Source organism: Novacetimonas hansenii JCM 7643 (assembly GCF_000964405.1).
Classification (GTDB): Bacteria; Pseudomonadota; Alphaproteobacteria; order Acetobacterales; family Acetobacteraceae; genus Novacetimonas; species Novacetimonas hansenii.
The window spans coordinates 1-16,877 of record NZ_BANE01000334.1 but is presented as its reverse complement, the minus strand read 5'-3'; the positions used below and the strand labels follow the sequence as shown (position 1 = coordinate 16,877).

Here is a 16,877-nt window from a genome sequence, read left to right as displayed (position 1 = left end):
GGGCATGATGAAAAAAATATTCCAAAAAACTACCCAAATCATGCCAAACCTGCCCATACGGGAATGGGTGGAAAAAAGGATCCAGTTCGCGATTGCCGAGTCAGTTGCACAAGCACATCATGAGAGCAAACAGCAGCTTTCAGAATTCGGTTCTGAAATTCAGGCCGCATTACAGGGTTTTATTTCCGAACTTCCGGACAAAGCATATGTAGAGCGGCGTGTAAAACTATCTGTGCTTGAAATGCAGGGCTTCTTTGACCAGAATGTGGAAGCAGTAAGCGCCAACCTTCGTGCTCTTGGCAAGGCAATTTCTGAACTGCAGCAGAATTTCCAGGCCAGTTCCAGAAAAATAGAAAAAACTCAAGACGAAATCACCGGTCATAACGAGACCCTTGAGAAGATAAATATGCACCTTCACGCTATAAGCAAGGTGTTTTCTGAACTGAAGCAAGACCTGCAAGACAAAACCAGTGAAATACCCAAAATACATAATGATATTTCCAAAAAATATCATGAATTAGAAGAAAATTTACAAAAACTATCTTCACGCCTTGAGTTCGTGCGCATGGAAACCCTATACGAGGTTCAGGCGAAACTACACAAGACAGATCATTCAGCTGTTGCCCCCAAAATTATCAATCAGGCAAAACTTGATGCCATGAAGCCAGACGGCATACGGCTCAATGTTGGTTGTGGCCATATCCCTCTTGATGGTTATTTAAACATTGATGGCAGGGAGTTACCTGGTATTGATATCGTTTGCGATGCGAATTCAATACCGTTCGAGAACGGCAGTATAAAAGAAATACTCTCTGCACACCTTGTAGAGCATTTTTCTTGCAATATACTGAAATCCGTCATCTTACCACATTGGTTCAATCTACTGGAAACAGGCGGGACGCTGGTAACTGTCGCACCAGATGGTGGGGCCATGCTTGAAGCCGTGAATGCGGGTACAATGAGCTATGATGATTTCCGGGAAGTCCTGTTCGGCGGCCAGGAATACGATAATGATTTTCACTATAATATGCTGACAGTAGATAGTTTTTCTGCGCTGCTCAATCACGTTGGATTTTCAGATGTCAAAGTTGAATATTCAGGAAAACGAAACGGAAAGTGTTTCGAATTCCGGGTTACAGCCCGTAAGCCATAAGCCTGCCATGCCCCTTACCTTTTCAGTGGTCATCAACACCAATGGGCGCTTGGAGTATCTCAAGCGCACATTATCTGGCCTTAAATACCTGACTTATCCCCATTTTGAAGTTTGTGTCGTTGCTGGCCCCACGGCGGACGGAACCGTAGAATATCTGCAAAGCCTGCAAGGACAAATAAAGATAGAGCATTGTCCAGAATTTAATCTGTCGATATCGCGCAATATCGGAATCGCCATGTCGAATGGCGATGTTGTCGCCTTTATCGACGATGATTCCGTGCCAGAGCCGGAATGGCTTGCGGATCTGGCCAAATCCTATACTGACGACAGCGTTGGCGCGGTGGGAGGGTTCGTTTACGACCATACCGGCATTGAATTTCAGGCACGCTATGTAACGACAAACCGCCGGGCATATGCAAGCGATTGGGATGTCCCCACCCCCCACCTGAATTTTCCTTTCAGTCTGGATGTCCCCCACCTGCTGGGCACAAACTGCTCCTTCAGTCGCAAGGCTCTTCTGAAAATTGGTGGATTTGACGAAGAGTACGAATATTTTCTCGATGAAACGGATGTGTGCTGCCGCATAAACGATGCAGGTTACACCATCGTACAAAGACCCGATGCATTCGTGCATCATAAATATGCCCCCAGCCATCTTCGCGATGAGAAAAAGATTACCAAAAACTGGTATCCCCTGATTAAGAATCGCGTCTATTTTGGCATGCGCAATGGCCTGTATCATCATACGGTCGCAGATACAGTTCAAGCTGGTATTGATGATGTTAAATCTTGGACAAAATCCGTAGAATGGGGCGAAAGTGAAGGAATTTATACCAAAGACGACGTCGAGCGCTTTTTAGCCCAGGCTGATAAGGCTATCGTTGATGGCCTGACACGAGGTACCCAGCCTGCGAAGTATCTGCGCAAAGAAACGCTTGAGAAGTGCCATTCAAAGTTTCTACAGTATCCGCGGCTTTATCCTTCCGGCACCAGACGTGTCATATGTTTCGTAACGCAGGATTATCCGCCAGGCCAGAATGGCGGTATTGCACGTAATATTGCCCAGTTCGCACGGTCACTGGCGGCATTAGGCCATTATGTTCATGTATTTACGAAAATGCGCATTGCACCAGCCGTGGATTATGAAGACGGCGTATGGGTCCATCGCGTTGCAATCAACCATCACGAACCCCCTCTTGTCTCACCTCTCGCAGATTGCAATATCCCCCAGCATATCTGGGATTATAGCCAAACCATGCTGCAGGAGATCCGCGATCTCAATGAGAAGCGCAAGATAGACGTCGTATATTGTCCACTATGGGATTGCGAACCGATCGCCTTTGTCCTTGATAGTACATTCCCGCTGATTGTGGCCTTGCAAACAACAATGAGCTTCTGGCTCGACAGCCAGCCATTAAAGGCGATAGATACCGAATGGATGCGGGCCTATGGCCATCCTATTATGGAAATGGAAAAATTCATTATTTCTCATACACCGCTCCTGCATGCGAACAGCCACGCAATCGTCCGTGACATTGAAAAAAGATACAAAATCCAAATACCCCAAAACCGGGTTTACTATTCGCCTCATGGACTGGAAGACTGGGCTGCAGGCATGCCGCCCTCGGACCGGAATGATGAAGCGTTCCGTCTGCTTTTCGTCGGACGACTGGAATCCCGAAAAGGTATAGACGTTCTCCTGAAAATTGTGCCTGAAATACTGCATGATTTCCCTAATGCGATCTTGGATATCGTTGGTGACGATACTATCCTTCGGCCAGACATGATGACGTATAAAGAGGAATTTCTTGCCCTTGAGCTTCCGGTGGATATCAGGGACAGGGTTATTTTCCATGGGCGTGTTGAAGAATATGAACTGAAACAGTTTTATCGGGATTGTGACGTATTCATAGCGCCCTCGCGGTATGAATCCTTTGGTCTAGTTTTTCTTGAAGCGATGATGTTCGGCAAACCTGTCATCGGTTGCGATGCAGGTGGCGGACCTGAAGTTGTAACAGACGGTGTAAGCGGTTTCCTGATAAAGCCAGGAGATTCGGAAGGCTTGCGATCTACGCTGGAATATCTCCTACGCAACCCTGACGCCTGCAAAAAAATGGGAACACAAGCACGTAAAGATTATGTGAATCGTTTCACTGATCAGGTTATGGTAAGTGACCTGATTAAAATTCTGGACGATTATGTCCCAACATCCTCACCTGATAAACAGTCAATGCTAACAGAGTCTTCAAAGGTCGTGCATTCATAATATTATTTCGTTGGAGTGTTAATGAATGAGTGAGAAATTTCTGTTTATGGCATCGGAAGTGCGGAGTGGAAGCACGTTCTTTGCGGAACTTATTTCTTACTCATTCCATAAATCTTATGGTGAGGAATTCTGGGATCTGTCACGGGAGTTATTGAGCACTCTTAAAGACTCCTCTACACGTGACGAGATGCTTTCGATAACAAGAAATCTATATCTAAACAAATCTGGATATAGATCATGCAAAATTATGTGCGCACAGTTATCAATCATCAGTCGCGAAGCACGTAAAGACCAAGAAATTAAGGACATTTTCTTCGGAGACAATACATACTGGATTGTCTTCCGCAGAAAAAACAAGATAAAGCAGGCCATAAGTCTTGCCATGGCACGAAAGAGCAATATCTACCATTCATACGATGCGGATATGAAAGTCTCAAAAGCAGACACCGTATCCATGGAGGATATTGATCGTGCCCTGAAAGCAATAGCCATATCTGATGAATATCTGAAGTGTTTCTCGAAAAACTTTAAAAATTATATTGAAATTTTTTATGAGGATGCCCTTGAGGCACAAAAACAATCTGTGACCGACGTCATTACCAAACTTGATATGCCGTTTGATATCTCCAGACTACAGATCGAAGAACCAAAATTGAAACCATATGAAAGCCTCAAGAAGACCGAACTTGAAAACAGATTTATAGAGTGGTTTTCGATAAATTATCATTCCACTCAATGATATTATCCTCCTGAATTCCGACATCCGGATACTCCGATGCCTGTATGAACATTCATAAAATAGCTGATGTAGCCTGCCAGATAGAAACATCTGTAGTTTCACAACTACATCAAGTCTCAAGACAAAATAGCATGTCCTGAGACTCCAAGTATTATCCCGCACCTTCCATAAAACATGAGGCGCTACGACGGAATATTCATCCCCCAACATTTCACATCTGGAAATGAATATTATTCCAGAAATGACGGGGGATGATGTTTTGTCTCATAATCCTGATGGGAAGCGGATCACCCTTATTAAGCCTGACCGTCATCCTGCCTCCATCCATCTCTCATCAACCGTCATGGACCATATCAAGGTCCGCGAACCGCGTGAACTCACCTTCGAAGAACAGATGAACCGTGCCGGTCGGGCCATGACGCTGTTTTTCAAGGATCAGTTCCGCGCGGTTATGGGCAAGGTCCATCTTGCGCTGCCATTCCTCAAGCGCAGTCTGGTACTTATCCTGTGAGTCGAAGGACGTCTCCTTGGGCTGACGCTGCTGCAGGTAATACTGATCGCGATAGACAAACATGACGGCATCGGCGTCCTGCTCAATGGAGCCGGATTCACGCAGATCCGACAGCATCGGGCGCTTGTCCTCACGGCTTTCGACTTGGCGCGACAGCTGTGACAGCGCGATGACCGGCACCGACAGTTCCTTTGCCAGCGCCTTGAGCCCCTGCGTAATCATGGAGATTTCCAACACACGGCTTTCCGGGCGCGTACCGACTGACGGCCGCATCAGTTGCAGATAGTCAACCACCACCAGGCTCAGCCCCTTGGTACGCGCCAGGCGGCGACAGCGTGTACGCATGGCCGACAGAGAAATGGCTGGCGTATCGTCGATATGCAGCGGCAATTGCGACAACTCGCGGCTGACCTGCACGAAACGATCGAACTCTTTCTGTCCGATCTCGCCGCGGCGGATGCGCTCGCCCGACACGCTGGCCTGTTCGGACAGAATACGGGTAGCAAGCTGTTCGGCTGACATTTCAAGTGAGAAAATCGCAACCGAGCCTTTGGGCTGTGTACCCGGCGGACCTTCCTGTACCTCGCGCATCAGGGCACGCGCGGCGCTGAATGCGATCTTGGTCGCCAGCGCCGTCTTGCCCATGGCGGGACGTCCAGCCAGGATCAGCAGGTCCGACGGATGCAGGCCACCCGTCTTCTTGTCGAGGTCACGCAGGCCCGTAGTCAGACCCACGACATCACCTGCCCGGCTGAAAGCCTGCTGCGCTACGTCAAGTGCTTCGGCCAGAGCTTTGTCAAAGGCAAGGAACCCACCATCCTGCCCCTTTTCTGTGGCCAGGCGGAACAGTGCTTCTTCCCCTGCCGCAATCTGGTCCACACCGGTCATGCCGGTGGTGGAACCGAATGCGGTATTGACGACATCCTCGCCAATATCGATCAACTGACGGCGCACCCACGCGTCATGGATGGCACGACCATAATCGGCGGCATTGATGATGCCGACCATCGCGCCCGCCAGCTTCAGCAGATAGCCTGTCCCCCCAACAGCGCCCAGCGCGTCGGAATTCTCGAACTCCGCGCGCAGCGTCACCGGGTCGGCCAGTAACCCGGCCTCAATCCGCCGGGAAATGGTGTCATAGACAACACCATTCACTTCATTGGCAAAATGGGCACCTGTCAGGAAGTCGGAGACACGGTCATAAGCGCGGTTATTCGTCAGGATGGCACCAAGCAACGCCTGTTCTGCCTGGAGGTTGGCAGGAGGCGTACGCTGGGAAATCCCGATCAGGGAACCTGATGCAGGGGACTCGTCGGGGGTGGGATTGATCGTATTCACGGGGTCCATTCTATCCGACATCGCGGCAAAGCAGGAGGGGGACGGACGGGCAAAATGACCTCAGACCCCGAAACCCGCGACAAGGTCCGCCAGCCCGAACTGCCGATGGCGTTCCAGCCGGGCCGCCATCAGGATGGCACGCGCCTGCGCGATAGCGGTATCCAGGTCGGCATTGACGATCACATGGTCGAACTCGTTCCAGTGCGAAATTTCGTCCCGGGCCGCCTGCATGCGACGTTCGATCTCCTCCTTCTCGTCAGAACCGCGGCCATGCAACCTGCGCTCCAGCTCCTTGATGGAAGGTGGCAGCACGAACAGGCCGATCACGTCATCGGGCAACGCCTTGCGGATCTGGCGATGCCCCTGCCAGTCGATGTCGAACACCATGTCGCGTCCCTCCGCCAGGGCCTGCTCCACCGGCGCACGCGGCGTGCCATAGCCCCGGCCAAACACTGTCGCCCATTCCAGAAGTTCACCCGCTTCGGCCATTTGCGTGAAACGTTCCATGGTGCGAAAGTGATAATGGACGCCATCCGTCTCCCCCGGACGGGGCTGGCGGGTGGTGACGGACACGGAATGCAGCAATTGGGGTTCTGATGCACGCAACGCATTGGCGATGGTAGATTTCCCCGCCCCCGATGGGGCGGAAATGACAAGGCAGACCCCACGACGCGACACCGGGGGACAGGATGAAGGCACAGGCGCGCGCGTCGTGGTCATTGGCTTGAATCCTTGCTTGGTGGTCCATGGTCTGCCCCGGCGGGGCGCCGGGTTTTCGATGTTTTATCAGGCGAAGAGTATTCTGCGAATATGAAACCCACCCCCATGCGACGCGGGACAGGCTGTCCGCCGGTCGGTCGCCCCCCTGATCATTCCAGTTCCATAATGGGCGTTGCATGAACCTGTGCCGAATCTTCATCCTGCGCCCGGTGGCCACGACACTGGTTTCGCTTGCGCTGCTGCTGGCGGGGGTGTTCGCCTATCGCATCCTGCCGGTGGGCGACCTGCCCAACATCTCTGTGCCCATTATTTATGTGGAAGCGACCCAACCCGGTGCCTCTCCGCAACAGATGGCAAGTTCGGTCACAACGCCGCTGGAACGCAGATTGGGGCAGATCGCAGGCATCAGTACGATCGAATCGGATTCCAGCCAGGATTCCGCCTTCATCTTGCTGACATTCAATGATTCAGTGAACATCGACTCTGCTGCCAATGACGTGGAGGCCGCACTTCAGGCCGCACGCGGCGACATGCCCGCCACCTTGCGCACCCCACCCGAATACTGGAAGGCGAACCCGTCGGATAACCCGATCATCATCCTTGCACTGACATCGGATACGCAACCGGTCTCCCACCTGTATGATATCGCCAAGACGCGCCTGCAGCCACTGCTGTCACAGATCCAGGGGGTGGGCTGGATCGATATCGTCGGCAGTTCCGCCCCTGCCGTACGCGTGGACATCAATCCCTTTCCACTGTTCAAGTACGGGCTGGGGTTCGAGGATATCCGCTCTGCCCTGGCCTCGGCAAATGCCAACACGCCCAAGGGATTCATCCAGGAAGGGCCGATCCGTTACACGCTGGCCACCAATGATCAGGCGCGTGACGCGGCACAATACCGCAACCTTGTCATTGGCTATCGCAACGGGCGGCCTGTGCGCCTGTCGGATGTAGCCAAGGTGCATGACGGGGTGGAAAATGACCACAAGGCAGGCTTTTTCAACGGCCATCCCGCCGTCATGGCCATTGTGCGGCCAAAGGCAGGGGCAAACGTCATCCATGTGATCGACCAGATCAAGGAACGCGTTCCCACCCTGCGTGCCGCCCTTCCGCAGGGTATCACGCTGACACCCGCGATGGACCGTTCGGTGACGATCCGCGCATCGCTGGCGGATACACAATGGACATTGGTGATTTCCGTGGCGCTCGTGGTGCTGGTGGTGCTGTTTTTCCTGCGTACGCCCCGCTCTACCCTGATCCCGGCGATCACGGTGCCCATCTCGCTCGCGGGGACGCTGGCGGTGATGTATCTGTTCGGCTTTTCGCTCGATATCCTGTCGCTGATGGCGCTGACGATCGCCACCGGGTTTGTGGTGGATGATGCGATTGTCGTGCTGGAAAACATCGCACGCCACATGGAAGCAGGCATGGGCCGTATGGAAGCCACCTTGCTGGGCTCGCGCGAGATCTCCTTTACGGTTCTGTCGATCACCATCTCGCTGGTCGCGGTGTTCCTGCCGCTGCTGCTGATGGGGGGCACGGCGGGGAAGATATTTTTCGAATTTTCCATGACCCTGGCAATCACGGTCATCGTCTCGCTATTCCTGTCACTCAGTCTGACGCCAATGATGTGCAGCCTGATGCTGGAGGTGAACCACGACGCCCCCCTGCCAGCGACCGCACCATTATGGCAACGCGCCATGCGGGCCTGTTCAGACGGGTTCGAAACCCTGTTCGCCATGGTGCTGCGGATCTATGGGCGCTCGCTTGAATGGGCATTGCGCCATCATGTGATCACGGCCCTGACGCTTCCGGCCAGTTTCCTCCTGATGATCGGCGTTCTGGTCATCATGCCCAAGGGAATCCTGCCCAAGGAAGATGTTGCCCTGGTCATGAGCTTCTTCCGCGCTGACCAGACCACGTCCTTTCCCGTCATGACCAGCAAGATCCGCCAGATCAGCCAGGCCATGATGGCAGACAAGGATACGCAGGACGTCCTTGCATTTTCCGGGGATTCAACCATCGAGGGGCAGGCCTTCGCACAGATGATCGACCGGACGCAACGTCGTGACGGCCCCGATGCCATGATCGCCCGTATCCATGACCGCCTGCATGATGTGACGGGACTGGACCTGTCGATGTTTTCCGCAGGCGACATCAGCGGTGGCGGTGGGCGGCAGAAGGAAGGGGCCTATCGCTATATCCTGACCAGCGACAATGCCGATGACATCTATACATGGGTGCCGCGCCTGACGGCGGCGCTGCATGATGATCCGGTGCTGAAGGATGTCACGACCGATGTCATGAACAATGGTGCCGCCGTGCATGCCAACATCGTACGCGACGCGGCCGCCCGTTACCTGATTACGCCCCAACTGGTCAGCAACACGCTCTATGATGCATTCGGGCAGCGCTCGGCCTCCAACATCTCGACTTCGCTTACGACCTACCATGTCGTCATGCAGGTGGAAGACCGGTTCCGCACGACGCCGGACATCCTGTCCGCCTTTCGCCTGTCCACGGCGGGCGGTTCGGCAGGTGGCGGGACAGTGTCGAACACAGTGCGCGTCACGGACCCGAGCGGCACCGCCAGCAAGGAAACGCAGTTGAGCCAGCAGTCCTTCCGCAACTCCGTCGCCAACAGGCTTGCGGGGGGGAACGGGGCGTCGAACGGTTCCGCCGTGTCATCAAGCAGCGAAACGATGGTGCCCCTGTCGGTGGTCGCCAGGCTGGAACGCCATCCCACCGCGATCACGGTGTCGCACCGTGACGGATTCGTCTCCGCCGCGATTTCCTTCAACCTCGCCCCAGGAAAGGCACTTAGTGACGCCACGGACGAAATCCGCACGACCATGGTCAAGCTGCGTGTCCCGTCCTCCATCCAGGGTGGATTTTCAGGACAGGCGGCAGAGTTCCAGAAGGCCATCGTCAATGAAATTCTGGTGTTCATCGCGGCGCTGATGACCATGTATGTCACGCTTGGCATCCTGTATGAAAGCTACATCCACCCTCTGACGATCCTCTCCACCCTGCCCTCCGCAGCCGTGGGGGCGGTGCTGGCGCTGTGGCTGACGGGACAGGAATTCTCCCTGATCGCAATGATCGGCATGATCCTGCTGGTGGGGATCGTGAAGAAGAACGCCATCCTGATGGTGGATTTCGCCCTGCATGCCGAACGCGATGGCGGCATGCAGCCGGAAGCAGCCATCCGGGAAGCCTGCGTCAAACGCTTCCGCCCCATCGTCATGACAACGCTGGCAGCGGCCTTCGGGGCTGTCCCGCTGATCATCAGCGATGGCTACGGCATCGAACTGCGCCGCCCATTGGGGATTGCCGTGGTGGGGGGGCTGGCGATGAGCCAGTTGCTGACGCTCTACACCACGCCGGTTATCTATATCTATCTCGACCGGCTGCGGGCCTGGAGCAAGCGTATGGTCCTGCGGCTGCGCAGAAAAAATAATGCGATCAAGGCGTAAAAAATGAAAAAAGGGGCTTGCGGCCCCCAGGAGGTCAGGTTAAAAGCCGCCTCACAGCGCACCCGTAGCTCAACTGGATAGAGCACCAGACTACGAATCTGGGGGTTAGAGGTTCGAGTCCTTTCGGGTGCGCCACTTTCCTTAAAATGCAGCTTGCTTCATATGCCCATGGCATGGATGTGATGCCGACCGTTCGATTGCCGCACCAAGGCTGCGATGACGCCGGGCGTCACCGGTTACGCAGCGCCCTGCGCCAGTCGGCCCGAACATGACACACGCCGCCAGATGCCCGCGCGATGCGTTTCGTCATGATGGCCCCCGTTGCCGCCCTTATTGTTTCCCCGTGATTTTGGCCTATGCTACAGCGGCATATCTCCACAGGCGGGTTTGAAGGAATAATGAGCTCTGCCGTTTCCCTGAATCGTAACGGCATCATCAATATGCACGGGGGAAAGCCCCGTCACGTTGGGGGCCTGTGATTCATGCATGACATCACAAACACTGCGCCCCCCATACCGCATAGCCAGCAACGCCATATAAGCGGTCATACATACATGGAACCCACTGCGGTGCCCCCATGCTACAACGACCTGCTTCCTTTCCCCAATCCATGGACATGCGACGTGGAATGATTGAGAATTTTAAATTTGGCCGCCTGTGCATCATCGGGGACCTGCTGGTGGACAAATATGTCTTCGGCACGGTCAACCGTATTTCGCCCGAAGCCCCCGTGCCGGTCCTCCTTCATTCCCATCAGGTCGCGGTTCCCGGCGGCGCGGCCAATGTTGCCGCCAATGCGGCCGCACTGGGCTGTACGGTGGACCTGATCGGCGTGGTGGGACAGGATCGTACGGCCGATACACTGCGCGACATCATGGCGCCCTGGCCCGGCGTGAACCTGCGCCATTTCGTCACAGACCCCGCATGGACGACCATTACCAAGACACGCATCATCAGCGGCCGCCAGCAGATCGTCCGCATTGATGAAGAACATGTCGGCACCCTGTCCCCCACGACCCCCCAACATCTGATTGCCGCCACGCTTGATGCGCTGACGGAAGCCGACGCGCTGGTCTGTTCCGATTACGCCAAGGGCGTGCTGTCGGATGAAGTCCTGGATGCCGTGATCCGGGCAGGCCGCAAAAGGGGTATTCCCGTCATCGTGGACCCCAAGCGCCCCACCTTCGCGGCCTATCGCGGTGCAGACCTGATCACGCCCAACCGGTCGGAACTGACGCGCGCCACCGGCCTGCCACTGGTGACGGAACAGCAGATAGAAAAGGCCGCACAGGCCGCATCACGACAGTTCGGCGGGGATGTCCTGCTTACCCGGTCCGAAGAGGGCATGACCCTGTGGCGGCGGGATCGCGAATGCCTGCATGTGACCGGTCGCCGTTCAGAGGTCAGCGATGTCTCCGGCGCAGGAGATACCGTCGTTGCAACCATCGCCAGCACCCTGTCCGCGGGGCAATCCATGGAAACGGCGGTCGTGATCGCGGCGGCAGCGGCGGCGGTTTCCGTCAGCAAGCTGGGCACGGCCACAGTCTCACGCGCGGAACTGAGCGCCGAACTGCATAGTGAAATGAATGATGCGGGCGCTTTGGTACCCGTCGAACAGGCCCGTCACATCGTCACCAACTGGCGCCGCCATGGGGCGCAGGTGGTCTTTACCAATGGCTGTTTTGACCTGATCCACCCCGGCCATATCGAATTGATCCGTGCGGCGGCAAAGGAAGGTGACAAGCTGATTGTCGCACTGAACACCGACAGTTCCATAAGACGTCTTAAGGGAGAAAGTCGCCCGATCCAGGACGAAATCGCACGCGCAACGGTCATGGGCGCCCTGCGTGATGTGGATCTGGTGATCCTGTTTGATGAGGACACTCCCCTTGACCTTATCCAGGAGTTGCGCCCCGACGTACTGGTCAAGGGTGCGGATTATACCGAAGATCAGGTGATCGGCGGTGATTTCGTCAAACAGCATGGCGGCCGTGTGGCACTGGTGAACATCGTACAGGGGCGCTCGACCTCATCGCTTGTCAAAAAGGCGCAGGGAGACGAGGCCACCACGCCCCAAAGCGCCACCGCGACATGAGTGTGGCCCTGCATTTGTGTAAACTGCCCAATAATAAATAAGATAAAGGGTATTGAATTGTCACACGATACGTGGCGCCGCTGGCTATCGGAAAGCGCACTTCCCCTATGGTCGGAAAACGGGTTCGATACTGATCGGTCCCTGTTCCATGAACGCCTGACCTTTGACCATCAGCCCATTGCCCTGCCGGAATTGCGCCTGATGGTACAGGCACGTCAGGTATCCACCTACTGCCGCGCGGAACTTGATGGTTTTGGCAACACGGCGGCCCGATCCCTGCGCTGCCTGCATGAAGTGAAGCGCCGTTACTGGCGCAGTGATGATGCGCCGGGGTGGATCTTCTCCCTCGGGCCGGATGGGCGTCCGGCGGACAGGCGGCGTGACCTGTATGCCCATGCCTTTATCCTGCTGGCCCATGGCTGGGCCTATCACGTATCGCAGGATCGTCAGTACCTTGCCGTCGCGCGGGAAACTTCGTTGGAAATCGACCGGATTTTCCTGATGGAACATGGCGGGTATCGCGATACCCTCCCCCCTGCCGACAGTATCCACCGGCAGAACCCGCATATGCACCTGCTGGAAGCCTATCTGGCGCTTTTTGATGTCTCGGGCGACAGTTTCTATCTGGACCACGCACGACGCGTCGCCTCTCTGGCGCTGGATCATTTCATCCTGCCCGGCACCGGCATGCTGCTCGAATTCCTTGATAGCACATGGGCCCCCCTGCAGGCGACGGGACATAACCGGGTTGAGCCGGGACACCTGCTGGAATGGTCATGGCTCTTTTGCGAATTTGCCCGCCTTGCCCCCGATGACCCCAATATTGACCGGGTGCTGGATGCGAAAGACAGGCTGGCGGAAACCGCCATGGCATATGGGGTAAATACCCGCACCCTGGTGGTTTGCGACGCGATAACCGAAAATGGTACGCAACTTGAAACCTCTACCCGCATCTGGCCACAGACCGAATTCCTGCGCATCCTGGCCTTGCGCGCACGGGGGGGGGACACGCAGGCCGCTGGTTTCATTGAACGGCAGAGCGCATTTTTCTTCGAACATTATGCCCCGTCGCGCCTGCGGGGGGGATGGATTGACCGCCTTGATGTACATGGCGTGGCCCTGACCGACCATATGCCTGCCAGTTCGCTGTATCACATCTATGGGGGCGCCATGGAGCTCCTTGCATCACGCTGACAGACCCTTCCGGCCGGGGCAGTCTGCAGGGCAGCGACACAGGCACCTTGCCACAGGTGCCTGTGTGATCGCGGCATGTCTTGCAGCACCTGTTTTTCCAACCATTCCTTATCCAGACAGATATTTTCATTATGGTCGCATGAAGACCCGATCTGTGCCTACGCCAAGCAGGCTGTTTGAGCAGAGGGGCGGCCAGTAACCTGCTGGAATAATAAAGTTTTTTGGTAAATATCTTCAAAATGTCTTTGAATATCTTCATATTTCCAAAAACATAAGATAACGCCTTAAATGTTCGTACTTTTTATCAATCGGCCGTTTTTGAACGCCCCCTAAAAAGTAACGATATATTATGAATTACGGGATAAAAAACATTCATATCCCCCGTGCTTTCCCTGCTTAGTTGAAAGCATATTTATCAGAAATATTTTAACAGTATATGCATACATGCAGGATTATACATGCGAATTCTCCTGACTGGTGGATGTGGCTTTATCGGATCGGCGGTTGTGCGCCACGTCATCCGACATACCACACATGAAATCATCAACGTGGACTGCATGACCTATGCCGCAAGCAGTGAAGCACTGGAGGATTCGGCCACGAACCGACGCTATCGCTCTGAACGGCACGACATTACCGATCCTGCCGCCATGGCACGCCTGTTTGCACATTACCAGCCGGATGCGGTCATGCACCTGGCCGCAGAAAGCCATGTAGACCGCTCCATCGACGGGCCGGACACCTTTGTCCGCACCAACGTGATGGGCACGTCGGTCCTGCTGGATGCGGCACGACACTACTGGCAGGCACTGGACCGGGCGGCGCAGGCACGCTTTCGCTTCCACCATATCTCCACCGACGAAGTATTCGGCGCACTTGGCGCGCAGGACGCGCCCTTTACGGAAACAACCCCGTATGACCCGCGCAGCCCCTATTCCGCCAGCAAGGCGGCATCGGACCATATGGTACGGGCATGGCATCACACCTATGGCCTGCCGACATTTGTAACGAACACGACAAATAATTATGGCATCTGGCATTTCCCGGAAAAGCTGATCCCCCTGATGATCATCAACGCCGTGGAGGGCAAACCCCTGCCGGTCTATGGCGCGGGACAGAACATCCGCGACTGGCTGTTTGTGGAGGACCATGCCGAGGCCCTGGTGCTGGCGGTGGAACAGGGGCGACCCGGCGAAACCTATGCCATCGGCGCACGGCAGGAACGTACCAACATGGAGGTGGTACAGGCCCTGTGCGCCATCCTTGATGAACTCCATCCCGATCCGACAGGTCCACATGCACGCCTGATCCATCACGTACAGGACCGGCCGGGACATGATTTCCGTTATGCAATCGACCCATCCCATGCGGAAAACATGCTGGGATGGCGGGCACGGCACAGTTTCGAGCAGGGATTGCGTAAAACGATCCAATGGTACCTGGACAATGCCGCATGGTGGCGGGGTCTGCGCGCACAACGTTACGCGGGACAACGCCTGGGCCGCGCGCCCATCATGGAGGTGACATGACCATTTCCCAGCCAATGAAGGGCATCCTGCTGGCCGGCGGGTCGGGCACCCGGTTGCATCCCATGACACTGGCATCAAGCAAACAGATGCTGCCGGTTTATGACAAACCCATGATCTACTACCCGCTTTCGACCCTGATGCTTGCGGGTATCCGTGACATCATGGTCATTTCCACGCCGCTGGACCTGCCACAGTTCCAACGCCTGCTGGGGGATGGATCACAATATGGCGTCTCCTTTTCCTATCGCGAGCAGCCCTCCCCCGATGGGATTGCCCAGGCCTTCGTGATTGCCGAAGACTGGATCAACAATGCGCCATGTGCCCTGATCCTTGGCGATAACCTGATCTTTGCCGATCACCTGTCGCAGATCCTGCAAAAATCCGCCCAACAGGAACATGGGGCCACGGTCTTTGCCTATCAGGTACGTGATCCTGAACGCTATGGCGTTGTATCCTTTGCCCCGGATGGAACAGCCGTTGATATCGTTGAAAAACCCCCCATCCCCCATTCCAACTGGGCCGTGACGGGGCTTTACTTCTATGATGCACGGGTCAGTGAATTTGCCCGCCGCCTCCGGCCATCGCCACGCGGGGAACTGGAAATCACCGACCTGAACAAAATCTATCTGCAGGAACATTCGCTGCGGGTGGAGCCGCTGGGTCGCGGCTGTGCCTGGCTGGATGCGGGCATGCCCGACAGCCTGATGCAGGCCGGCACCTTCGTACAGACGATACAGTCACGTCAGGGAATGCTGGTCGGCTCCCCTGCGGAAGTCGCATTCAGGATGGGATACATCAATGCACAGCAACTCCGCCACTGGGCGGGGCGTATGATCAAGACCGAACTGGGACGCACTTTGCATGCTATTGCCGATGGACAGCAGGGACTTTGCATCGCGCCCTGAAACCACGTCCTATATCTGCAATATCGTCGTAAAATCAAACTCCTGCCCATCAGGATTCGCCCCGATCCGAATGGTTGTGGGCGTCGGCATGGAATAAGGCGGGACAGGCAGGTTGTAAGGTGCGGGCGCGCCCTTGAATACACGCCCTGCAAGATCGAACATCGACCCATGGCAGGGACAGGCATAACCACCGGGCCAGTCATCCCCCCCCGTTCCCTCCGGCAGGGGACGATAGGCCGGGATGCAGCCCAGATGCGTACAGATCCCCACTACAACCCCATATTCAGGCACAAGGGAACGATGCCAGTTGGTGGCATAGGCGGGCTGCTGCCGGTCGGTGGAATGTTCATCGCGCAGGCGCCGCGCCAGGTCGGGCTGCTGCATCCGCGCAAGTGCCTGGGGTGTACGATGGGTAATGAAGACGGGTCGCCCCTGCCATGTCACGACGATCTGCTGCCCCGCCTGCAGGTGCGAGATATCGACATTGACCGGCATATGCGCCGCCGCACTGTCACGCGGCGCCAGACTTTGCAGGAACGGCCACAGGCACGCACCCGCACCGGTGATGGCGGTCGCGGCTGTCACCATGCCCAGAAAGTCACGTCGCCCACCGCCTGACGCAGGCGTTGCGCTGTCGTCGGTATTGTCTGTCATGAGGATTTCATATCCGCAGATGGCGGCGACGGAAAGGGCATATCGCATTACCGGTGGGCGACAGGGGAAAGGCAAGGACTCTGCCCTTGACCCGCCAAAGATCACAGACCTTTGGAAACCATAACTTTTAACAGATCAGGGTGCAGGGATCGCAATCCCTGCCGGGTCCGGGCAGCGCCCGGATATCACACGCCTGGCAGAAGATGGAAACAAGGCAAAGGCTCCGCCCTTGACTCCGCCAGTTCTAAAAGATTATTTGAAAACAACTCATTGATAAAAAATAAGAAAAGTTTTTGG

Annotated in this window: 11 protein-coding genes and 1 tRNA gene; 9 read left to right on the top strand and 3 right to left on the bottom strand. The window is 55.5% G+C overall.

The features are described 5' to 3' along the window. Positions 1-4 precede the first annotated feature (4 nt). Genes B7G66_RS17625 through B7G66_RS16185 form a run of 3 tightly spaced genes read left to right on the top strand, consistent with a single transcriptional unit; the run spans position 5 to position 4,158 of the window. Complete coding sequence (locus tag B7G66_RS17625) at positions 5-1,153, top strand: class I SAM-dependent methyltransferase (RefSeq protein ID WP_003616661.1); 1,149 nt, start codon at positions 5-7, stop codon at positions 1,151-1,153. Then, entirely contained in the window at positions 1,080-3,419 is a 2,340-nt protein-coding gene (locus tag B7G66_RS16190; RefSeq protein ID WP_141312882.1) for a glycosyltransferase, read from the top strand. Before B7G66_RS17625 ends, B7G66_RS16190 begins: the two co-directional genes overlap by 74 nt. A gap of 25 nt (positions 3,420-3,444) precedes the next feature. Continuing rightward, a complete protein-coding gene (locus B7G66_RS16185) occupies positions 3,445-4,158 on the top strand; it encodes a Stf0 family sulfotransferase (RefSeq protein WP_080545382.1) in 714 nt (237 codons plus the stop codon). A gap of 334 nt (positions 4,159-4,492) precedes the next feature. Here B7G66_RS16185 and B7G66_RS16180 read toward each other — a convergent pair whose 3' ends face one another. Next, positions 4,493-6,016 carry a replicative DNA helicase gene (locus tag B7G66_RS16180; RefSeq protein ID WP_003616670.1) on the bottom strand — a complete coding sequence of 508 codons (1,524 nt, stop codon included), beginning with the start codon at positions 6,014-6,016 and terminating at the stop codon, positions 4,493-4,495. Positions 6,017-6,067: 51 nt separating this feature from the next. Beyond that, complete coding sequence (gmk, locus tag B7G66_RS16175; protein WP_003616672.1) at positions 6,068-6,727, bottom strand: guanylate kinase; 660 nt, start codon at positions 6,725-6,727, stop codon at positions 6,068-6,070. A gap of 176 nt (positions 6,728-6,903) precedes the next feature. Between gmk and B7G66_RS16170 the strand changes: the two genes are divergently transcribed. The 6 genes from B7G66_RS16170 (at position 6,904) to rfbA (ending at position 15,926) form a co-directional block, all read left to right on the top strand. Then, on the top strand, positions 6,904-10,203 hold the full coding sequence (locus B7G66_RS16170; RefSeq protein ID WP_003616674.1) for an efflux RND transporter permease subunit: 3,300 nt from the start codon (positions 6,904-6,906) through the stop codon (positions 10,201-10,203). Positions 10,204-10,261: 58 nt separating this feature from the next. After that, positions 10,262-10,338 (top strand) — tRNA-Arg (locus tag B7G66_RS16165). A gap of 493 nt (positions 10,339-10,831) precedes the next feature. After that, the gene (rfaE2, locus tag B7G66_RS16155; protein WP_003616677.1) at positions 10,832-12,298 is read left to right on the top strand and encodes a D-glycero-beta-D-manno-heptose 1-phosphate adenylyltransferase; all 1,467 of its coding nucleotides are present in this window, start codon (positions 10,832-10,834) and stop codon (positions 12,296-12,298) included. 57 nt (positions 12,299-12,355) lie between these two features. Continuing rightward, the gene (locus B7G66_RS16150; RefSeq protein ID WP_003616678.1) at positions 12,356-13,492 is read left to right on the top strand and encodes an AGE family epimerase/isomerase; all 1,137 of its coding nucleotides are present in this window, start codon (positions 12,356-12,358) and stop codon (positions 13,490-13,492) included. 458 nt (positions 13,493-13,950) lie between these two features. Next, positions 13,951-15,021, top strand: a complete 1,071-nt coding sequence (rfbB, locus tag B7G66_RS16145; RefSeq protein ID WP_003616680.1) for a dTDP-glucose 4,6-dehydratase — start codon at positions 13,951-13,953, stop codon at positions 15,019-15,021. After that, positions 15,018-15,926, top strand: a complete 909-nt coding sequence (gene rfbA, locus B7G66_RS16140) for a glucose-1-phosphate thymidylyltransferase RfbA (protein ID WP_040510293.1) — start codon at positions 15,018-15,020, stop codon at positions 15,924-15,926. Before rfbB ends, rfbA begins: the two co-directional genes overlap by 4 nt. A 9-nt stretch (positions 15,927-15,935) precedes the next feature. Here the strand turns inward: rfbA and petA are convergent, their stop codons facing one another. Continuing rightward, positions 15,936-16,580 (bottom strand): ubiquinol-cytochrome c reductase iron-sulfur subunit, encoded by a 645-nt coding sequence (petA, locus tag B7G66_RS16135; RefSeq protein WP_040511198.1) that lies wholly within the window; start codon positions 16,578-16,580, stop codon positions 15,936-15,938. Between the last annotated feature and the right edge of the window lie 297 nt (positions 16,581-16,877).

What these genes read in the sequence shown, in the direction of transcription:
- gmk (WP_003616672.1), bottom strand. Translation starts at nt 6,727, where the DNA reads ATGACCACGACGCGCGCGCCTGTGCCTTCATCCTGTCCCCCGGTGTCG.
- rfaE2 (WP_003616677.1), top strand. Translation starts at nt 10,832, where the DNA reads ATGATTGAGAATTTTAAATTTGGCCGCCTGTGCATCATCGGGGACCTG.
- petA (WP_040511198.1), bottom strand. Translation starts at nt 16,580, where the DNA reads ATGACAGACAATACCGACGACAGCGCAACGCCTGCGTCAGGCGGTGGG.
- rfbB (WP_003616680.1), top strand. Translation starts at nt 13,951, where the DNA reads ATGCGAATTCTCCTGACTGGTGGATGTGGCTTTATCGGATCGGCGGTT.
- B7G66_RS16180 (WP_003616670.1), bottom strand. Translation starts at nt 6,016, where the DNA reads ATGGACCCCGTGAATACGATCAATCCCACCCCCGACGAGTCCCCTGCA.
- B7G66_RS16190 (WP_141312882.1), top strand. Translation starts at nt 1,080, where the DNA reads ATGTCAAAGTTGAATATTCAGGAAAACGAAACGGAAAGTGTTTCGAAT.
- rfbA (WP_040510293.1), top strand. Translation starts at nt 15,018, where the DNA reads ATGACCATTTCCCAGCCAATGAAGGGCATCCTGCTGGCCGGCGGGTCG.
- B7G66_RS17625 (WP_003616661.1), top strand. Translation starts at nt 5, where the DNA reads ATGATGAAAAAAATATTCCAAAAAACTACCCAAATCATGCCAAACCTG.
- B7G66_RS16170 (WP_003616674.1), top strand. Translation starts at nt 6,904, where the DNA reads ATGAACCTGTGCCGAATCTTCATCCTGCGCCCGGTGGCCACGACACTG.
- B7G66_RS16185 (WP_080545382.1), top strand. Translation starts at nt 3,445, where the DNA reads ATGAGTGAGAAATTTCTGTTTATGGCATCGGAAGTGCGGAGTGGAAGC.